17 protein-coding genes and 4 pseudogenes are annotated in these 17,443 nt (G+C 65.1%); 11 read left to right on the forward strand and 10 right to left on the reverse strand.

The annotated features are described in order from the left end of the window. Positions 1–184, forward strand: a pseudogene (locus ACZYZ9_RS11715) (integrase core domain-containing protein); the annotation flags it as partial. Between the two features lie 29 nt (positions 185–213). Here ACZYZ9_RS11715 and ACZYZ9_RS11720 read toward each other — a convergent pair. Then, positions 214–648: pseudogene (locus ACZYZ9_RS11720) on the reverse strand (IS21 family transposase); the annotation flags it as partial. Between the two features lie 152 nt (positions 649–800). Between ACZYZ9_RS11720 and ACZYZ9_RS11725 the strand changes: the two are divergent. Together ACZYZ9_RS11725 and ACZYZ9_RS11730 are read left to right on the forward strand one after the other, a co-directional pair. Then, positions 801–896: pseudogene (locus ACZYZ9_RS11725) on the forward strand (DUF2510 domain-containing protein); the annotation flags it as partial. 48 nt (positions 897–944) lie between these two features. Continuing rightward, complete coding sequence (locus tag ACZYZ9_RS11730; RefSeq protein ID WP_463826794.1) at positions 945–1,448, forward strand: DUF4352 domain-containing protein; 504 nt, start codon at positions 945–947, stop codon at positions 1,446–1,448. A 127-nt stretch (positions 1,449–1,575) separates the two neighbouring features. On the opposite strand, the gene ACZYZ9_RS11735 is transcribed toward ACZYZ9_RS11730, so the two are convergent. The 3 genes from ACZYZ9_RS11735 to ACZYZ9_RS11745 all read right to left on the reverse strand — a co-directional run bounded on the left by ACZYZ9_RS11735 (position 1,576) and on the right by ACZYZ9_RS11745 (position 3,434). After that, positions 1,576–1,704, reverse strand: coding sequence for a hypothetical protein (locus tag ACZYZ9_RS11735; protein WP_463826441.1), 129 nt, complete (start codon positions 1,702–1,704; stop codon positions 1,576–1,578). Positions 1,705–1,941: 237 nt separating this feature from the next. Beyond that, positions 1,942–2,841 (reverse strand): oxygenase MpaB family protein, encoded by a 900-nt coding sequence (locus tag ACZYZ9_RS11740; RefSeq protein ID WP_463826442.1) that lies wholly within the window; start codon positions 2,839–2,841, stop codon positions 1,942–1,944. Continuing rightward, positions 2,838–3,434, reverse strand: coding sequence for a TetR/AcrR family transcriptional regulator (locus ACZYZ9_RS11745; protein ID WP_463826443.1), 597 nt, complete (start codon positions 3,432–3,434; stop codon positions 2,838–2,840). The genes ACZYZ9_RS11740 and ACZYZ9_RS11745 overlap by 4 nt, the downstream gene beginning before the upstream one ends. A 224-nt stretch (positions 3,435–3,658) precedes the next feature. Between ACZYZ9_RS11745 and ACZYZ9_RS11750 the strand changes: the two genes are divergently transcribed. The 6 genes from ACZYZ9_RS11750 to ACZYZ9_RS11775 are packed head-to-tail and all read left to right on the forward strand — an operon-like array spanning position 3,659 to position 10,024. Continuing rightward, a complete protein-coding gene (locus ACZYZ9_RS11750) occupies positions 3,659–4,324 on the forward strand; it encodes an HAD-IA family hydrolase (protein ID WP_463826444.1) in 666 nt (221 codons plus the stop codon). Between the two features lie 31 nt (positions 4,325–4,355). Continuing rightward, positions 4,356–5,576, forward strand: a complete 1,221-nt coding sequence (locus tag ACZYZ9_RS11755) for a sedoheptulose 7-phosphate cyclase (RefSeq protein WP_463826445.1) — start codon at positions 4,356–4,358, stop codon at positions 5,574–5,576. After that, positions 5,573–6,928 (forward strand): ATP-grasp domain-containing protein, encoded by a 1,356-nt coding sequence (locus ACZYZ9_RS11760; protein WP_463826446.1) that lies wholly within the window; start codon positions 5,573–5,575, stop codon positions 6,926–6,928. Before ACZYZ9_RS11755 ends, ACZYZ9_RS11760 begins: the two co-directional genes overlap by 4 nt. Further along, positions 6,929–7,993, forward strand: a complete 1,065-nt coding sequence (locus ACZYZ9_RS11765; RefSeq protein WP_463826447.1) for a D-alanine--D-alanine ligase family protein — start codon at positions 6,929–6,931, stop codon at positions 7,991–7,993. Next, positions 7,972–8,772 (forward strand): TauD/TfdA dioxygenase family protein, encoded by an 801-nt coding sequence (locus ACZYZ9_RS11770; RefSeq protein WP_463826448.1) that lies wholly within the window; start codon positions 7,972–7,974, stop codon positions 8,770–8,772. Before ACZYZ9_RS11765 ends, ACZYZ9_RS11770 begins: the two co-directional genes overlap by 22 nt. A gap of 1 nt (position 8,773) precedes the next feature. Then, a complete protein-coding gene (locus ACZYZ9_RS11775) occupies positions 8,774–10,024 on the forward strand; it encodes a flavin monoamine oxidase family protein (RefSeq protein ID WP_463826449.1) in 1,251 nt (416 codons plus the stop codon). 30 nt (positions 10,025–10,054) lie between these two features. Here the strand turns inward: ACZYZ9_RS11775 and ACZYZ9_RS11780 are convergent, their stop codons facing one another. Beyond that, a complete protein-coding gene (locus tag ACZYZ9_RS11780) occupies positions 10,055–10,240 on the reverse strand; it encodes an excalibur calcium-binding domain-containing protein (RefSeq protein ID WP_463826450.1) in 186 nt (61 codons plus the stop codon). Between the two features lie 154 nt (positions 10,241–10,394). Beyond that, positions 10,395–10,967 (reverse strand): TetR/AcrR family transcriptional regulator, encoded by a 573-nt coding sequence (locus tag ACZYZ9_RS11785; RefSeq protein ID WP_463826451.1) that lies wholly within the window; start codon positions 10,965–10,967, stop codon positions 10,395–10,397. A 49-nt stretch (positions 10,968–11,016) separates the two neighbouring features. Here ACZYZ9_RS11785 and ACZYZ9_RS11790 point away from each other — a divergent pair, with 49 nt between their 5' ends. After that, entirely contained in the window at positions 11,017–11,913 is an 897-nt protein-coding gene (locus ACZYZ9_RS11790; RefSeq protein WP_463826452.1) for a lysophospholipid acyltransferase family protein, read from the forward strand. A gap of 5 nt (positions 11,914–11,918) precedes the next feature. On the opposite strand, the pseudogene ACZYZ9_RS11795 reads toward ACZYZ9_RS11790, so the two are convergent. The 4 genes and pseudogenes from ACZYZ9_RS11795 to ACZYZ9_RS11810 all read right to left on the reverse strand — a co-directional run. After that, positions 11,919–12,591, reverse strand: a pseudogene (locus tag ACZYZ9_RS11795) (cytochrome P450); the annotation flags it as partial. 67 nt (positions 12,592–12,658) lie between these two features. Further along, complete coding sequence (locus ACZYZ9_RS11800; protein WP_463826453.1) at positions 12,659–13,462, reverse strand: ABC transporter permease; 804 nt, start codon at positions 13,460–13,462, stop codon at positions 12,659–12,661. Then, a complete protein-coding gene (locus tag ACZYZ9_RS11805; protein WP_463826454.1) occupies positions 13,459–14,628 on the reverse strand; it encodes an ABC transporter substrate-binding protein in 1,170 nt (389 codons plus the stop codon). The genes ACZYZ9_RS11800 and ACZYZ9_RS11805 overlap by 4 nt, the downstream gene beginning before the upstream one ends. Beyond that, the gene (locus ACZYZ9_RS11810; protein ID WP_463826455.1) at positions 14,625–15,329 is read right to left on the reverse strand and encodes an ABC transporter ATP-binding protein; all 705 of its coding nucleotides are present in this window, start codon (positions 15,327–15,329) and stop codon (positions 14,625–14,627) included. The genes ACZYZ9_RS11805 and ACZYZ9_RS11810 overlap by 4 nt, the downstream gene beginning before the upstream one ends. A gap of 362 nt (positions 15,330–15,691) precedes the next feature. Here ACZYZ9_RS11810 and ACZYZ9_RS11815 point away from each other — a divergent pair, with 362 nt between their 5' ends. Then, the gene (locus tag ACZYZ9_RS11815; protein ID WP_463826456.1) at positions 15,692–17,428 is read left to right on the forward strand and encodes a DUF3556 domain-containing protein; all 1,737 of its coding nucleotides are present in this window, start codon (positions 15,692–15,694) and stop codon (positions 17,426–17,428) included. Positions 17,429–17,443: the final 15 nt, after the last annotated feature.

The raw sequence follows: 17,443 nt of genomic DNA on the forward strand, positions 1-17,443 counted from the left end.
CGGACAACTACGCGACGAGCTGCTCAACGCGTGGCGGTTCGATTCGCCGCTGGAAGCCCGGGTAATCATCGAGGACTAGCGCTGCGATTACAACGCCAATCGGCCCCATTCCGCCCATGGCGAACTCACCCCAGCCGAGTTTGCCCTACAGTGGGCCACGACCCACCAACCCCAAGTCGCATAGCGACTAGACCACCAAACGGGTCCCCCTCAATACCCGCACACCATCGTCAGCACCGGCAACTGCCGCGCGGTACGGGCCTGCCCATAGCCGACCGGCACCGTGGTCGGCGGGAACCACAAGTCGCACTGCGCGATATCGCCGGCGTCATAGCTGGCGCGACCCGACGGATCCGGCGGAAGATAGGCCGGCCGCAATTCGCGGACACGTTCCTTGAACACCGTCATCCCACGCGTCCAACCGACTCGCTCAGCGATCACCGCCAACAATTGCGCGCGGATCGCCTCCTCGAAAACATCTACCGCCGACCCGGCCGGCTTACGCTCGTACTTCGGCGGCCCCTCAGAAGCCAACGCCGCCCGCACCGTGTTACGCGAGACACCCAACGTCCTGGCGATCAACTTGATCGGCAACTCCTCGGCTCGATGCAGCCTGCGGATCTCAGCCCAGTCCTCCACTGACAACAACTCCCTTCTCCTGTCGGCTCATAAGCCGAGACTCAGTCGAAGGGGGTCAAAATTCACCCGTCGACACGGGGTCAATTTTCAAGCGACGCCGACAAAATTGAACGAATCGAAAAAGTCCCGAGAGACCCGCTAGCCCAGGTAGGTTCATGACTATGACGCAACCAAATCCCCCAGGTTGGTACCCCGACCCCTCCGGATCTCGGGGCACCAGATACTGGGATGGCGCCCAGTGGACCGGGGCAGCCCCGGCCGCACCGGTCAAGAAGCGCAAGGTATGGCCGTGGGTCCTACTCGCTGTGGTGGTGCTGTTCTTCGGCGGTTGCGGAGCACTGGTCGCGATCGTAGGCAGTTCAGCCGGCGAAAAAACAACCAGCGCGGGAGGCAAAGGCAGCAAGGCGGATTCCAGTGCCGGTGTCGGGCAAGAGGTCCGTGACGGGAAGTTCGCGTTCACCGTCACCGGCGTCCGCACCTCGCCCGATACCGGAACGTCGAAGGCACGCGGCGAGTTCATCATCGTCACCATGACGGTAAAAAACACCGGGAACGAACCACAGTCTTTCTTCGTGGAGAACCAGAAGCTGTTCGATGGCGACGGCAAGCAGTTCGCGGCCGACTCGATGGCGGCAATCGAGTTGAACAGCGGCGCGAACGGAGAGAACACGTCGATGCTGGTCAACATGAATCCCGGATTCACAATCACCGCCCAGGTGCCCTTCGACGTCCCCCCGGGCACCAAGGCCACTGTTATCGAACTTCACGATTCGGCGTTCAGCGGCGGGGTAAAGGTCAAACTCAGCTGAGCAGGATTTATTCGAGTTTCCGCGCTCGGCGCGGGTTTGGGTTGGTCGACGTGGATGTAGCCGCAGTGCCCGGCGGCAAATAAGAGCAGGTGATTTGCATGCTCTCATCTTTGGGGTCACCGAGTTCTTAGAGCAGCGTGGTGGCGATGTGACGGATGGTATGTATCCACTTGGCCGAGGCCTGCCGCCGCGAGCACAGTACGTCTTTCAGGGCGTCGTCGATCTTCGACAGCGACACCCAACCCGGTTTGCGCATCGGAACCATCGGGAGTCGCCAGCGGTCGACCGACGCAGTAACGCATTCCTGCCGCATCTTCTTTGGCAATGTAAGCGATAAATACAGGAGTGCAGATCTTGGGCAATACGGTCCGGCTCGCTTTGTCGAAAGCGATCATGCACCGGACGACGGCAAGCGGGGAAGGCGCTCTCAATCAGCGGGTCCGGGGTTCGAAACCCTGACGGCGCACCACCACAAGCGTGTTTGTCTACCGGCTTACCCAACGCCCGGCAGCACCAACTCCGGCTCGACCGGAACCCTGCCCGCAGTCATCACCCAGCGAAGGCTCCCAACCAGGACGTGCCCGGACATGCGCGTCACGGTGGACTCCAGCACCGGGGCGTACGGCAACCACAACGGGCGCCGCGCCCACGTCGGCAGCATCGCGACCGCCACCGCGGCCAGCACGCCGTACACCGGTCGGGCCGGCAGGGCCAGCGGTGGAGTCAGCAGCAGAAAGCGCGCGGCATCCCGGGCCGCTGGCGTGGCGCGCAATTCGGGTCGGTAAGCCTCAATGCGCTCATGCAACTCGCGTTCGGTCTCCGGCGGCGTCGGCACGCCCAGTGCCCTTGCCACCACGGCCATATCGGCGACGTACCCGTCCCGGCCGGATTGGTCGAGCGGCGCTGCGCCATACAGTTGATGGGCGAGCAGGAAGCTATCCACCTCGGCGATGTGCACCCACTCCAGTAGGTGCGGGTCCGACGCGTGATACGGCCGTCCATCAACGGTGACACCACGCACGAAGGTGTGGATGCGCCGGACCTGGTCGACGGCATGCTGGGCGTCGGCAGCGCAACCGAACGTCGTCGTCGCCAGGAAGGTGCTGGTGCGCTGCAACCGCCCCCAGGGGTCACCTCGATAGTCGGAGTGGTCGGCAACGCCGGCCATTGCCAGCGGATGCAGCGACTGCAGTATCAGGGCCCGCAACCCGCCGACGAACATCGACGCGTCCGCGTGGACGCGCCGGATGGGCCGGTCCTCGCCGAACCACCGTTCGCCCGGGGTGTGGTGGATGCGCTCACGGTTGGTCGGCCCCTGCGGTCCGGCCACCATGGCGAACAATCTGCTTTCCAGGTCGCGCCTGACCGCGCTGACCGCTGACGACAGAGTCATCCCTTCACCGTACGAGCTGAATGTTGGGCGGCGCTCTTGAAGATGATGTCGACGGCGGCTTCGATGATCTCGTCGTTGGGCACTGTGCCGTACATCAGCGACGGGCACGCGACGACCCCGGTGAGCATCGACACGGCAGCGTCCAGCGCCGCTCCGGAGAAAACCTCTCCGAGCATGGCGTACATCTGGTGCTGGCCGTCGGTGTTGACCTTGTCCCGGACCTGCCTCATCTGCTCCTCAGAGGCCCATTGCGCCATGCTGGCGAGCACCCGGTCGAGCCGCAGTTCGAGAATCCCGGAACGAAATACCTTGAGTTCCTCGACGACATCCGCGCGCAGGTCACCGGTGCGTTCGTGATGGGGCATCTCGCCGAGCGATTCGATCGCCATGATGATCAGGTCGATGCGGGTGGGCCAGTGGGTGTACACGGTGGTCTTGGAGTAGCCGGCGATCTCGGCGACCCGCGCATGGGTGATCGCCTCGGACCCGTCCCCGGTGAGAATTTTCAGGGTGGCACGGGCGACGTCCGCGCGGGTGCGGGCCACCCGCGCGTCTTCAACGCCGGACTCGTCGTTAGCCGAGACGGGGGTCATATTCGCCGCGCCACCTAGTTTGCATCGGCCCTTCCTTTGCGGGCGCCGCCAGAGAGAACTCGTTCGGCCCAGAAGTCTACTGGGCGGCTCGTCGACCCTCTGTAAGTCCGACTCAGTAGTGAACCCATCTATCAGTAGACACTTTTCTGTTCACTATTGTACGTTTAGATCAGTATTGAACGGGTGATCCATCACACTGACATCCACGCAATGGAGGGAAACCCATGTCAGCTGTCTTGTTCGGGTCCATCAGCACTCTCGCCGACACGTCGGAATTACAGCGGCAAGCCTTCAACGAGGCGTTTGCAGCCTCCGGACTCGACTGGGAGTGGTCACGCGAGGACTACATCTCGATGTTGGCTTCCAACGGTGGGGCACAACGGATTCAGGATTACGCAGAGTCCCGCGGTGAGGACGTCGACGCCGCGGCGGTACACGCGCGCAAGTCCGGCATTTTCCAACGGCTTCTCGGCGACTCGACTGTGCCTCTGCGTCCCGGTGTGGCTGCCGTCGTTGCCGAGGCCAAGGAACACCATCACAAACTTGGCTTCATCACCACCACCTCACCGGACAACGTCGCCGCGCTGTTGAAAGCTCTACAGCCGCAGATCAGTGCGGACACTTTCGATCTCATCGTGGACAAGGAGTCCGTGACAGCACCGAAACCCGATGCCGTGGCGTACGAATTCGCCCTCGAACGACTCGGCGAGCACGCTGACAGCGTGGTGGCGATTGAAGACAACGTCGGAGGAGTCGCCGCCGCGACTGCCGCCGGCATCACCTGCGTCGCCTTCCCGAACCGGAACACCAGCGGTGGCGACTTCAGCGCCGCCACGGAGACCGTCGAATCTCTGGACGCCGCAGCCGTTCTCGGCCTGGTGACCCGCTGAGTCCAGCCCTGACCTATCCGAGGAACACGCAATGAGCAATCTTCAGGCCCGAGTGACCACGAGTGACAGGGCGTTTCACGTCGAAGGGTACGAAAAGATCGAGTACGACCTGCTATACGTCGACGGCGTCTTCGGCCGCGACAACACACTGCTGGCGGACAGTTACCGTCCGTACGGCCGGACGCTGATGGTGATCGACGAGACCGTGTATCAGCTCTACGCCGACTCGATACACGACTACTTCGAGCAGCACGAGATCAAGCTGACCGTGGTCCCGGTCCAGATTCGGGAGACGGCCAAGTCACTGGAGACCTACGAGCGGATTGTCAGCGAGTTCAATGCTTTCGGGCTGGTCCGCACCGAACCTGAGCTCGTCGTGGGCGGCGGATTGACCACCGACGTGGCGGGGTTCGCCTGCGCGAGTTACCGGCGCAACACCCCGTACATCCGGATTCCAACCACCCTGATCGGCCTGATCGACGCGAGCGTGTCCATCAAGGTCGCGGTGAATCACGGCAAACACAAGAACCGCTTGGGTGCCTACCACGCTTCGCAGCAGGTCCTGTTGGACTTCTCGTTTTTGAAGACGCTTCCTGAGGATCAGGTGCGCAACGGGATGGCCGAACTGATCAAGATCGCCGTCGTCGGCAACGCCAAGATCTTCGAACTGCTCGAAGCGCACGGCGCCGATCTCCTGCGCACGAGATTCGGCCATCTGCACGGCAACTCGGAGTTGCGTTCCGTGGGTGACCATCTCACCTACCTCGCGATCGCCACCATGCTCGACCTGGAAGCGCCCAACCTGCACGAGATCGACTTGGATCGGGTGATTGCGTTCGGGCACACGTGGAGTCCGACACTGGAGCTCACCCCGCCCATCCCGTTCTTCCACGGTCACGCGATCAACATCGACATGGCGTTGTCAACCACGCTGGCCGAGCAGCGGGGTTATCTCTCCGTCGCCGACCGCGATCGCGTGCTGGGGGTGATGAGCGCACTGGGACTGGCTTTGGACAGTGAACATTTGACCGAACAACTGCTTGCCGAGGCGACGGCAGCCATCCTTCGAACCCGCGACGGCCTGCTTCGTGCGGCGGTACCCGACCCGCTAGGTCGATGCACGTTCCTCAACGATGTCAGTGCCACCGAACTGGCCGATACGTTGTTGCTGCACAAGAAGATCTGCCTGGAATTTCCCCGCGCTGGTGACGGCGTAAATGTCTTCGCCGCACCGGAGGTGGTGGGGCAGTGACGGCAACGTTGGAGATCGAGCGGCCGGCAGCGGTTCGCGAGCCGGCACGCAGGGACGCCAACGTCGGCCGAACTGTTGCCACGTTGCTCGCCCTGTTGCTCACGCTGCCGATCGACCTCGCCGTGGTAGCGCTGACACTGCTGAGCCGGCGGCGGCCACCCCAAACGCCGGTCGCCGCCCAAGCCCGTCGCACCATCTTGCTCAACGGCGGCAAAATGACCAAGGCCCTGCAGTTGGCCAGGTCCTTTCACCTGGCCGGGCACCGGGTGATCCTGGTCGAATCTGCCAAGTACCGCCTGACCGGACACCGGTTCTCCCGCGCCGTCGACGAGTTCTACTGCGTGCCCGAGCCGACGGCTCCCGACTACGCCTCGGCACTCCTGCGTATCGCCCAGTATGAGAACGTCGACGTGTTCGTGCCGGTGTCCAGCCCGGCGGGCAGCGTCCCCGATGCCTGGGTGGGAGCACTGCTCGACGGCACCTGCAACACTCTTCATGTCGATCCCGGAACGGTTCGACTGCTCGATGACAAGGCCGAATTCGCGGCTACTGCAGCATCACTGGGCCTTCGCGTACCCGACTCCCACCGGATCACCAGCGCTGCGCAGGTCGCGGATTTCGAATTTCCACCCGACCGCGACTACATCCTGAAGCGAATTGCCTACGACCCGGTGGGCCGCATCAACCTCGCCCGCCTGTCGGCCCGCACACCTGAGCGCAACGCCGCCTTGGCGCGGTCCCTCCCGATCTCGGCGGACGACCCCTGGATCTTGCAGGAGTTCATCGACGGGCGCGAATACTGCACCCACGGCACCGTGCACGACGGCTGGCTGCAAGTCTACGGGTGCTGCGAATCCTCGGCGGCCCAACTGAACTACCAGCATGTGGACAAGCCCGAAATACAGTACTGGGTAGAGACATTCGTCGGGAGTCTCGGCCTGACCGGGCAGGTGGCCTTCGACTTCATCGAAGGTCGGGACGGGCACACCTACGCCATCGAGTGCAATCCACGGACCCATTCCGCGATCACCATGTTCCACGATCACCCGGCATTGGCCGCCGCCTATCTCGACGACGAACACCCGCTGATCACGCCGGACCGCGGTGCTCGCCCCACCTACTGGATCTACCACGAGTTCTGGCGTCTACTCACCCAACCCGGACGGTGCCGCAGACTCCGGACCATGCTGGGCGGTAAGGACGCGATCTTCACCCGGTGGGATCCGTTGCCGTACCTCATGGTGCACCACCTGCAGATTCCGGCACTGCTGTGGGACAACCTGCGCAGCCGAAAAGGCTGGAGCCGCATCGATTTCAATATCGGCAAGCTCGTCGAGGACGGCGGCGACTGAATGGCCGTCTCAGCACGCGTGTCGGTGTTGCACCTCGTCGGGTCGGCCCTTGACGACTTCCATGCCGAGTTGTCCTGCCTGTATGCGCGCGCTTGTCTGGGTGCGCTCGCCGATCCGGACCGCTACGACATGCATGTGGCGTACGTGTCACCGGGTGGGACGTGGCGATTCCCGAAAGACCTCAGCACCGAAGCACTGAAATCAGCTGCGCCGATGACGGTATGGGATGCAGTCGAGCACCTGCGCTGCCTGAAGGTGGATGTCGCCGTGCCGCAGATGTTCTGCATCTGCGGGATGACCTCCTACCGCCGCCTGCTGGGTGTGCTGGGCATCCCGTACATCGGCAACCGACCGGAAGTGATGGCGGTTGCTGCCGACAAAACCATGGCACGCGACATCGTGGCCGCGGCAGGCGTCGCTGTCCCGGCGGGCCAGGTGGTGCGAGATGGTGATCGTCGATTGAGGCTGCGGCCGCCGGTCGTCGTCAAGCCGGTGAACGCAGACAACTCGGTGGGCGTATCGCTGGTGCGCAGGCCGATGGATCTTGGCGCGGCGATCGACGCGGCGCTCGGGCACAGCGCAGCCGCCCTCGTCGAGTCTTATATCGAGCCGGGACGAGAAGTACGGTGCGGCATCGTCGTTCGCCGCGGCAAGCTCGTGTGCCTGCCGCTGGAAGAGTACGCCGTGGACGCCACGACCAAACCGATCCGGCACCGCGATGACAAACTGCGCCGCACCAACGCCGGCGAACTGTACCTCGCCGCAAAGGAACCCAGCCGGGCCTGGATCGTCGCCCGCGATGATCCGATCACCGAGGTCGTATGGGAGGCAGCCCGGCAGTGCCACCGGGCTTTGGGCTGTCGCCACTACAGCCTGTTCGACTTTCGCATCGACCCCACCGGTAAGCCCTGGTTCCTCGAAGCCGGTCCGTATTGCTCGTTCGCCCCGTCCAGCGTACTTGCGGTGATGGCTGCAGCATCAGGGGTGGACGTCACCGAACTGTTCGCCGACCAGCTTCGCGAACTCGGCCTCGAAGGGGGGCCATGCTCGCGCACACCGCACTGACGCCGCTGGGGGCGCGGGTGCCCGACATGCGGGTCGACGGTTTGGGTGGCCGCGACGTTCGCCAGCTCCGCCGGTTGCTGGCCCGGCACGGGGTGCTCGTCCTCCCCGGGCAGGTCATCGGTGACGCGGCTTTCCTGCGGTTCTTGCGCAGCTTCGGTGAGACCGTGTTCACGGTCGGCGAGACTCCGGTGCCGGGATTCCCAGACCTGAATATCGTGAGCAATGTGGGTCGCAGCAGGCCACCACGCTCGACGTTTCACACCGACACCAGCTACGTGCGAAATCCCCCGTCCTACACCGCCTTACGGGCGGTGCGCGTGCCGGAACACGGTGGGCACACCTTGTTCACCGATCAGTACGCGGCGTACGCGACGCTGCCACCGGAGGTGCGCCACCGACTCACCGGGTGCACCATCACCCACGTCGTGACGGGTCTGGAGCCAGGCCCGGAGCAAGAGACGCAGGCGGAGCATCCGGTATTCCTGCGGCACCCGCTGTCCGGGCGGACCGCGCTGTATCTCTCGGCGCCGCAGCGCTGCGCCGCGGTCAGTGGGATGTCGCCGCGGCAGGGAGCCGAAACGGTCGGCTTCCTGTTCCGCCACTCGACGCGGGACGACAACGTCTACCGCCACGAGTGGTCACAAGGCGACGTCGTGATGTGGGACAACCGATGTGTACTGCACCGTGCCGACCACCGCGGAGTGATCGGCGGCCGCGTGATGCATCGTGGCATGGTCGTCGATCGGGAGCCGTTGACCGTCGAGCGATCGGATTGGTGACATGGAAGAAACCGAAATACTCGTCATCGGCGCTGGTTTGGCCGGTTTGCGCTGTGCCGATGTGCTCGCCGCGGCCGGTCGCGAGGTGCTGGTCTGGGAAGCGTCGGACGCCGTCGGCGGTCGCATCCGGACCGATGTCATCAACGGGTTCCGTTGTGACCGAGGCTTTCAGGTCCTCAACCCCGCCTACCCCGAGTTGCGTCACACCGTGGATTTGGCGCAGCTGCGACTGCAACCTTTCGGGGCCGGCGTGATCGCGCGCCGCGATGAGGGCTCCGCGGTCTGGGTACACCCGATCCGTCACCCGAAGCGGGTGTTGACAATGCTGTCCTCGGGTGGGGTAAGGGCACGCGATGTGATCGCGCTGGCGCGGTGGGCGTCCCCAGCGCTACGACCGAAAAAGCTGACGGCACCCCAGCATTGGGATGTCAATGTGAGCGAAGCGCTGGATCGGGCCGGTGTGAGCGGCGACGTGCGCCGGGTGGTGGATCGTTTTCTGGCCGGGGTGTTGCTCGAAGAGTCCGGGGCCAGTTCGAATGCGTTCACACTGTTGTTGGCCCGCATGTTCGCGTTGGGCTTGCCGGCGTTGCCGGCCGACGGTATGCAGGCTTTGCCGAGTCAGCTCGCCGATCGACTTGGCAAACGAATTGCGCTGCAGCACCGGGCCATTCGGGTGGTGTCGGACACCCACGGGTCTCACGTCCAGGGCGACGCGGGCAGCGTCCGCGCCCAGCACGTGGTAGTCGCCACCGACGCTGTCGCGGCAACGCCCCTGACCGGCGAAGCGGCACCCCAGATGCACGGGGTGGTGACCGATTGGTGGGCGAGCGACCAGTCGGTACCGGGTCCCCCGATGCTGCGGGTGGATGCCCGCCGAGGGCGCGGACCGGTGCTGAACACGGCGGTGATCAGTGCCGCCGCACCGACTTACGCGCCACCGGGTCAGCACCTGATCGCGGCTTCTGCGTTGGTGCGCGATGGCACCGTCCCCGACGAACATACGATGCGTCAACATGCCGCAGACATCCTGCAGACCGACCATCGCGATTGGGTGCCGGTGACCCGGCACGTCATTCCTGGCGCACTGCCTGCACAGCACCCGCCGCTGCGGGTGCGACGGCCGATCCGCACTCCGGCAGGGACGTGGCTATGCGGCGATCACCGTGATAGCGCTTCGATTCAGGGTGCGCTGGTCAGCGGTCGTCGCACCGGCGAGGCGATTCTGCAGGCCATCGGGGCCAACACCGGCTGACCGCTGCCACCTTCGCGGTGTGCGCGGGGGTTACTTCGACTCGCAGGCGAAGCCGTCGTTATCGCGGTCCAACGGGGGCCGGTAGGCGGGATCGCCCCTCGGGATGTTGTAGCGGCCATCGGCGACAGCCGCCTTGCAGTTGGCATACGGCGCATCGGGCTGTGCAGCAGGTGCGATAGCCGTCCCGTAACCCAGGACACCAACAGTTGCGGCCACCGCAGCAACGAGCATACGAACTGTCGTCTCAACACCCTCCCTGTGTTGATTGGCGAGATTACGACACCGCGACCGACGGCGGGCGGAAGTCGAGAAAGTGCCGAACTCCCCGCGAACGGGTTTGGGGCGGGTCCACCTCCGAACTGACCGCGCTTCAGCCGGCGGGACTCACAATCCGCCGGGCGGCCTCCACCACGGCGGCCCGTCGGGCCGCAATCACTTCGGAATCGACCGTTCGCGCATCGGGGTGCGGCGACTGCGCCCAGGCCAGGCCCACCCCGAACAACAGCACCAGCAATTCCATCGGCTGCCAGCAAACGTCCACGTAGCCGGCGGCTTGGGCTGCTTCGATGGCGCGGATATGACGGGCCGGCATGGAGTCCCATTCGTCGGCGGGGGGCGGGTCGAGCGCCAGCCCTTCCAGGTTCGCCCAGGTGATCATGCGCAGATGCTCGGGCCGCTGACAAGCCAAATCGTAGATTTCGCCGACGAATTCGGGCACCGCCTCCGGATTCAGCGTGGTGGCGGCGAAGAATTCCTCGCTGTCGGCGGCGACCACGCTGCGAAACAACGTTTCCTTGTCCCGGAAGTGCGCGTACAGCCGCTCCTTACTGGCGGTCGCCGCTCGGGCGATCCGGTCGATGCGGGCGCCGGCCAGGCCGTACTGGGCGAACTCGGAGCGCGCGGCACCGAGAATCGTGTCGCGAAGCTCGGACCGGGTGCGCACGATCCGATCATAACCCATACGAACTAGTTCGTTCGGTATAGTGGTCAGCATGGCACCCTTCCCCCCGCCGCGAACAAAAGACGTCGACAGCCGGCCGATCGACATGGATGCGGTGATGAACCATCCGCGCCGCGTTGAGCTTCTGCGTGGTGCATTGGAGCGCGTGCACGACGGCATCGCACCGGTGATCGACGCGACCCGGCCGTACGTGAGCGGTCTGAACACGTTGCCGGCCGACGGTCGATTCCTGTTGGTGGGCAATCATACTCAGTTCATCGGTGGCGAGGTGTTGCTGATTCCGCACTTCGTGCGACGCGCGATCGGCACCCGGGTCCGGCCGCTGGCCGACCGCCGTTTCGCCCAGCAGCCCGGGTTCGGCCACGACGTGATGACCGCCTACGGCGGAGTGGTCGGCGACCCGGAGACCGCACGGGAACTGATGCGCCACAACGAGACCATCCTGGTGTTCCCCGGCGGCGGACGCGAGATCGCCAAATTCAAAGGCGAGGAATATCAACTGAATTGGCGTGGCCGGGCCGGCTTCGCCCGCATCGCGGTGGAGAACGACTATCCGATCGTTCCGGTCGGGTTGGTCGGCGGTGACGACGTCTACAAGAGCCTGGTCACCCGCGACAGCCTGTTGGGTCGGCTCAGCCGGGCGGTCAGCACCAGGATGTCCGGCGATGCCGATATGGCGATGCCGCTGCTGCGCGGCGTTGGGCCCACCTTCATCCCTCGTCCGCAACGGATGTATCTGCAATTCGGTGAGCCGATCTGCACGACGAAACCAGCGCGCATGTCTACCGAGAAGTGGGTTGAGTCGGTGCGGGCGGACACCCAGCAGTCCCTGGAAGCGATACTGGACCGGCTGTTGGAGATCCGTACCGGCGACCCGTTCCGGGAGCTGAACCCGCTGGCGTGGACACGGGCAGCCACGGCGGCCTGAAGCGACTACTCAGCGGCGTCGAACTCGACCGGAAGCGTTGCCGGACCGGTGATTCCGACGATCGGCTGCCACGTAACCGGTCCGTAGCGACGAAGATTGCGCATCCGGGCGGCCATCACCCGCAGCGCCTCGGCGAGGTCGCGCCGGGCGAGGTTCGAGCAGTCACCGCCAGGTTGGGCTGCTCGGCGAGGAGCTGCCACTGCCCGGGATGGTCGCAGAAGACCTCCACCGCCGCGGCCAGTTGGTTGCGGGTGGTGTCGGTGCCCGCCATCAGAATGCCGATCGCGAGCATCCGCAGCTCCTCGATGCTCAGCCGGTCGCCGTCGTCCTCGGCGCGGATCGAGTCCGAAATCAGGTCATCGGTCAGTGAGTGGCGCCGGTCAGCCACCATGGCATCGATGTAGGCGTCGAGTTCGGCCCAGGCGGTCAGGATGTCGCGTTCGTACTCTCTGACATTCCAGGTGAACAGCGTGAAGAAGTCGTCGGCCCAGGCCGAGAATCGGCGCCGGTCGTCGCGGGGGGCGCCCAGTACGGGCTGATGACCGGTACCGGATAGGGCCGGGCGACATCCGAGACGATCTCGCTGCGGCCCGCGGCCATCAGAGGGTCGGTCAGTTCGGTGATGATGTCGGTGATGACGGTGTCCAGGCGGGCTACCGAGCGAGGAGTGAAGGCCTGGGGTGGATCGGGCGAGATGCAACGCGTAGACGACTACTCTATTTTCGGTTGTCGCTACGCGACGGGATCATCGGGCAGCCCGCGATCCTGACAGCGCTCGTCGCGCAGCGAGATCCAGCCCGTAGCCGATCAACCCGATGACCACGATCACCGCAACCACTTGTCCGTACGCCAGTTGATCGCGCGCGTTGAGGATCTGATAGCCCAGACCCGAACGCACGCCAAGCATTTCGGCTGGCACCAACACGACCCAGGCGATACCCAGGGCCACGCGCAGACCGGTCTGCAGATGGTCGCGGATGGCGGGCAGCACCACCACGGTGAGTTGTTCGGCCCGGGTGGCACCGAACGATCTGGCCACCTGCAGGTACCCGGGATCGATGGCGTGCACGCCGGCGGCGGTGTTGATCAGGATGGGCCACACCGACGCCGCAGCGATCAGGAAGATCACCGGCTCGTTGCCGATTCCGAACAGTGCCACCGAGATCGGGGCCCACGAAAGCGGTGAGATCATGCGCAGGAACTGCACCACGGGTCGGGTCGCGCGATCGGCCGTGTCGTTCAGCCCGATGAGCAGCCCGGTGGGCATGCCGATGACCGCGCCCACCAGTAACCCGACCAGCAGCCGCCACAGGCTGACACCGGTGTCGGGCAGCAACACTCCGCGGTGGTACAGATCGACCAGCGATGTGGCGACTCGTAACGGTGTCGTCTCACGCAGCAGCGACTGCGCGGGCGCCAGGACGGCGGTCGCCAACCACCACAACCCGATCGCCGTCCCGATCGCCAGCGTGGGCGGCCACCAGCGCCGGACGAGTGCACCTGACGGGGAATCTACGGGTGCCGAGAGGGTCGCTGTATCCAGAGTCATCGCGGTTGCACCTGTTCAGTTCGACTGAAATCGGAAGGGATGCCGAAGGATTCGAGCCCACCGCGGGCGCCCAGCGCACCACGCACGAAGGAGTCGTCGACCAACTCCGAATGCACGGTCGCGGGATCCAGTCGGTCGAGGAACCCGCGATCGCCGTCCACGACGGTGTCGTGCATGGCTTCGACCAGGCGGCGGGTGAAGCTGGGAAATGGAAAGGGTTGATATCCCAGCCGCTGTGGTTGCCAGTCGGGGTGGACGATCCGATAGTCCTGCGCGCGGTAGTTGAGCGCGGTCTTGATCGCCGGCAGGGGCTGCGGCAGGTACGCGCCGTTCGACAACGCCGCTGCTGCTGCAGCCCGGTCCGCGTTAATGCGTTGCTGTCCAGCGACAATTGAATCCACCAAGGCGGCGGCCGCCTGCGGCCGGTGTTCGATCAGGTCGTCGTGCGCGAGCACCACACAGCAGGCATGGTCACGCCACACGTCGCCGAGGAACGCATGGATGCGGCCGATCTTGCGGACCTGGGCCATGGCGTTGAACGGATCTGCCACCACGTAGCCGCTGATCGAGCGGTTGGCCAACGCCGGCACCATGTCCGACGGACTCATCACGATCAGTTCGACCGTGCGGGCGGTGCGTGAGGCGCTGCGGCGCACCACCGGCACCAGGTTATGCGCGCGCAGCAGTTGTTGCAGGATGATGTTGTGGATCGACCACCAAAACGGTATTGCCACTTGAGTTCCGGCCAACTGGCCGTAGTCGGTGATGTGCGGCGCTACGGTGAGTGCTGATCCGTTGGTGTGGTTCCAGCTCAACACCCGCACCGGACTACGCAGGAGGAATCGCAACTGGATCGCCGTCGGCATCAGCATGTGCACGGCGTCAACCTGGCGGGTGACGAACGCCTCGGCCAGGGAGGCCCAACTGCGAAACAACACCGGCTTGGCCGCGCTCACCACACCCGGCTGGTAGAGACCGGCGGCGTGTGCGATCAACAGCGGCGCCGCGTCGGTGATCGGCAGGTAGCCCACCCGCAGTTGTCCGCTGGTGTTCGTCCGGTCGACACTGGCGGCGTGCGCCAGATCAGCTACGCCGGCCACTCCGCCCGCCGCGGCGAGGGCCGCCGCGCCGGTCAGCAAGGACCGCCGCGACACCAGGCCCGTCACTGCCCCACCAGGCGGTAGTGGTCGAGGATCTCCTGTCGCAACTGCTGGCTGCCGGGCTGCCATTCGCGCCGGATCCGCCCGTCGGGACCGAGCAACACGACACGGCTGGCGAGCAACAACGCTTCGTCGACGTCGTGAGTGACCAGAACGACGGTGACGCCCAACTCGGCGGCCAGCGTGCTCAGCCACCGCTGCAGGTCGGCCCGGATGGCCGGGTCCAGTGCGCTGAACGGTTCGTCGAGCAGCAACAATCGGGGCCGGGTAGCGACCGCCCGGATGATCGCCACCCGTTGCGCCTGCCCGCCGGACAGCTGGTCGGGATAGCGGTCGGCGACCCGCTCCAGATCGAAGCGACGCAACAACTCCTCGGCGTAATCCCGGTTGAACGACGCCTGCTGGGCGGCGAACCGCCCGGCGATCAGCACGTTCTCCCCCGCGGTCAGCCACGGCAGCAGCAGCGCCTGCTGGAACACCACGCCGGCGTGCGGCCGCGTGGAGCCGGTGGACCATTCGACGGTTCCCGACGAGAGCTGTTCCAGCCCGGCAATCACCCGCAACAGAGTGGACTTGCCACTGCCGCTGCGGCCCAGGATCGCCAGGAAATCGCCGTGCTCGACGGTCAGGTCGATGTCGGCCAGCGCGTGGCTGCCGGCGTCAAAGCGCTTGTGGCCACCGACTATTCGTACAGTGGCAGCTCCCACGTTCGCGTTCCTTTCGACGACTGTGCCGTCGGCAGGGCACGGCACAGGCAGCACGCTGCCATTGCGGCGCGGGCATTGCTCCTGCACGTCGCCGCGGCGACTGTGGACAGCTGGCGCGCAGCTACGCCGGCAGCGAGCGGAAGCAGCGCGGTTGTGATCCCGAATGATGTTCCAGCACAGTGCATTCAGGTGTCTCAGTCCGAGATCGGTGGCGCGGCGTCCGCAACTCCGGCGGCCAGATGGGATCGTGCTGATCGCAACCGGTGCAAAAGCGTCCCGCTGAGTCGACACGCACTACCCCAGTCCCGCCACACCCGGTAGTTTTTCCTCACCGAGAATCGGCCGCTGTCGAAGGAGTCGCTATGGGGTTCATCCAGCCCAACCTCCCCGTCGTCGACGCGGAGTGGAGCAAGCGGACTCGTTCCGAGCGGGTGATCCCGATGATGCGCCACATCGCTGAGAACGGCTTCGGCACTCCCCTGGTGATGCATGTTATGTACGGCGTCAAGATCGTGCTCTACGTCCTGGGCATCTGGGTGTGCGCGTGGTCCACAGCGGGCATCGGCGATTTCACCGACCTCTCCGCCTGGTGGACCGAACCCATCGTGTTCCAGAAGGCCGTGTTGTTCACCATGCTCTTCGAAGTCGTCGGGCTCGGTTGTTGCTTCGGACCGCTGGCCGGGCGGTACTTCCCACCGATCGGCTCGATCCTGTACTGGCTGCGGCCAGGCACCATCCGGTTGCCCCCGTGGCCCGACCGGGTGCCGCTGACCAAGGGCCACAACAGAACTCCGCTCGACGCGGTACTCTACGGCGCACTGCTCACGCTGCTCGTCACGGCGCTGGTGTCTGACGGGAGTGGGCCGATCCCGGCCCTGCACACCGCGATCGGAGTGTTGCCGCGGTGGCAGAGTGTCGCGATCCTGACGCTGCTGGCCGTACTCGGCCTGCGGGACAAGGTGATCTTCCTGGCCGCGCGCGGCGAGGTCTACGCGCCGCTGGCGCTGGCGTTCCTGTTCTCCGGTGCCGATAGCGTGGTCGCCGCGAAGCTGGTCTGCCTGGTGATCTGGATGGGCGCGGCCACGTCCAAGCTGACCCGGCACTTCCCGTTCGTGATCTCGACCATGCTGGCCAACAATCCGTTCATCCCGTCGGGCGTCCTTAAGACGTCGTTGTTCAAGCACTACCCGGACGATCTGCGGCCCGGTGCGTGGTCGGGATTCATCGCGCACTTCTCGACCGCGATCGAAGGGCTGGTGCCGCTGGCGCTGCTCTTCTCACACGGCGGCTGGCCGACGACCGTCGCTGCGTTCGTGATGATCGTGTTCCACCTGAACATCCTGCTGGCCTTTCCGATGGGAGTGCCACTGGAGTGGAACGTGTTCATGATCTTCAGCGTGCTGTGGCTGTTCGTGGCGCACGCGCCGGTCGGACTTGCCAGTGTCATCAACCCGCTGCCGGTCGCCGTGCTGTTCGTGGTCCTCGTCGGCACCGTCATCGTCGGAAACCTGTTCCCGCACAAGGTGTCTTTCCTGCCCGGCATGCGGTACTACGCCGGCAACTGGGACACCACCGTGTGGTGCGTGAAGCCGTCGGCCGACGAGAAGATCCGCATCGGCGCCCGCGCGCTGGGACCGATGCAGCATTTGCAACTCGAGCGGTTGTACAAAAGCAAAGAGGACACCCTGGTCCCCATCCATCTTGCCTACGCCTTCCGCGGGATGAACACCCACGGGCGCGCGTTGTTCACCCTGGTCCACCGGGCGCTGGCCGGCTACGACGAGCAGGACTACAACCTGTGTGAAGGCGAGATGTTGTGCGCGGTGGCGGTTGGCTGGAACTTCGGCGACGGGCACATGCACAACGAGTGCCTCATCGAGGCACTGCAGCAGCGGTGCGGATTCGCCCCCGGTGAGGTTCGGGTGGTGATCCTCGACGCGCAGCCGATCCACATTCAGCGTCAGGAGTACCGGCTGGTCGACGCGGCGACGGGTGAATTCGAGCGCGGTTACGTCAACGTCGACGACATGGTCACCACGCAACCTTGGAACGACGATCTCCCGGTACACGTCACCAGCAGCACCGGGCTGAACGCATGACGACCGCCCTGGTCA

The sequence above is a fragment of the Mycobacterium sp. IDUB_28 genome (assembly GCF_055419285.1).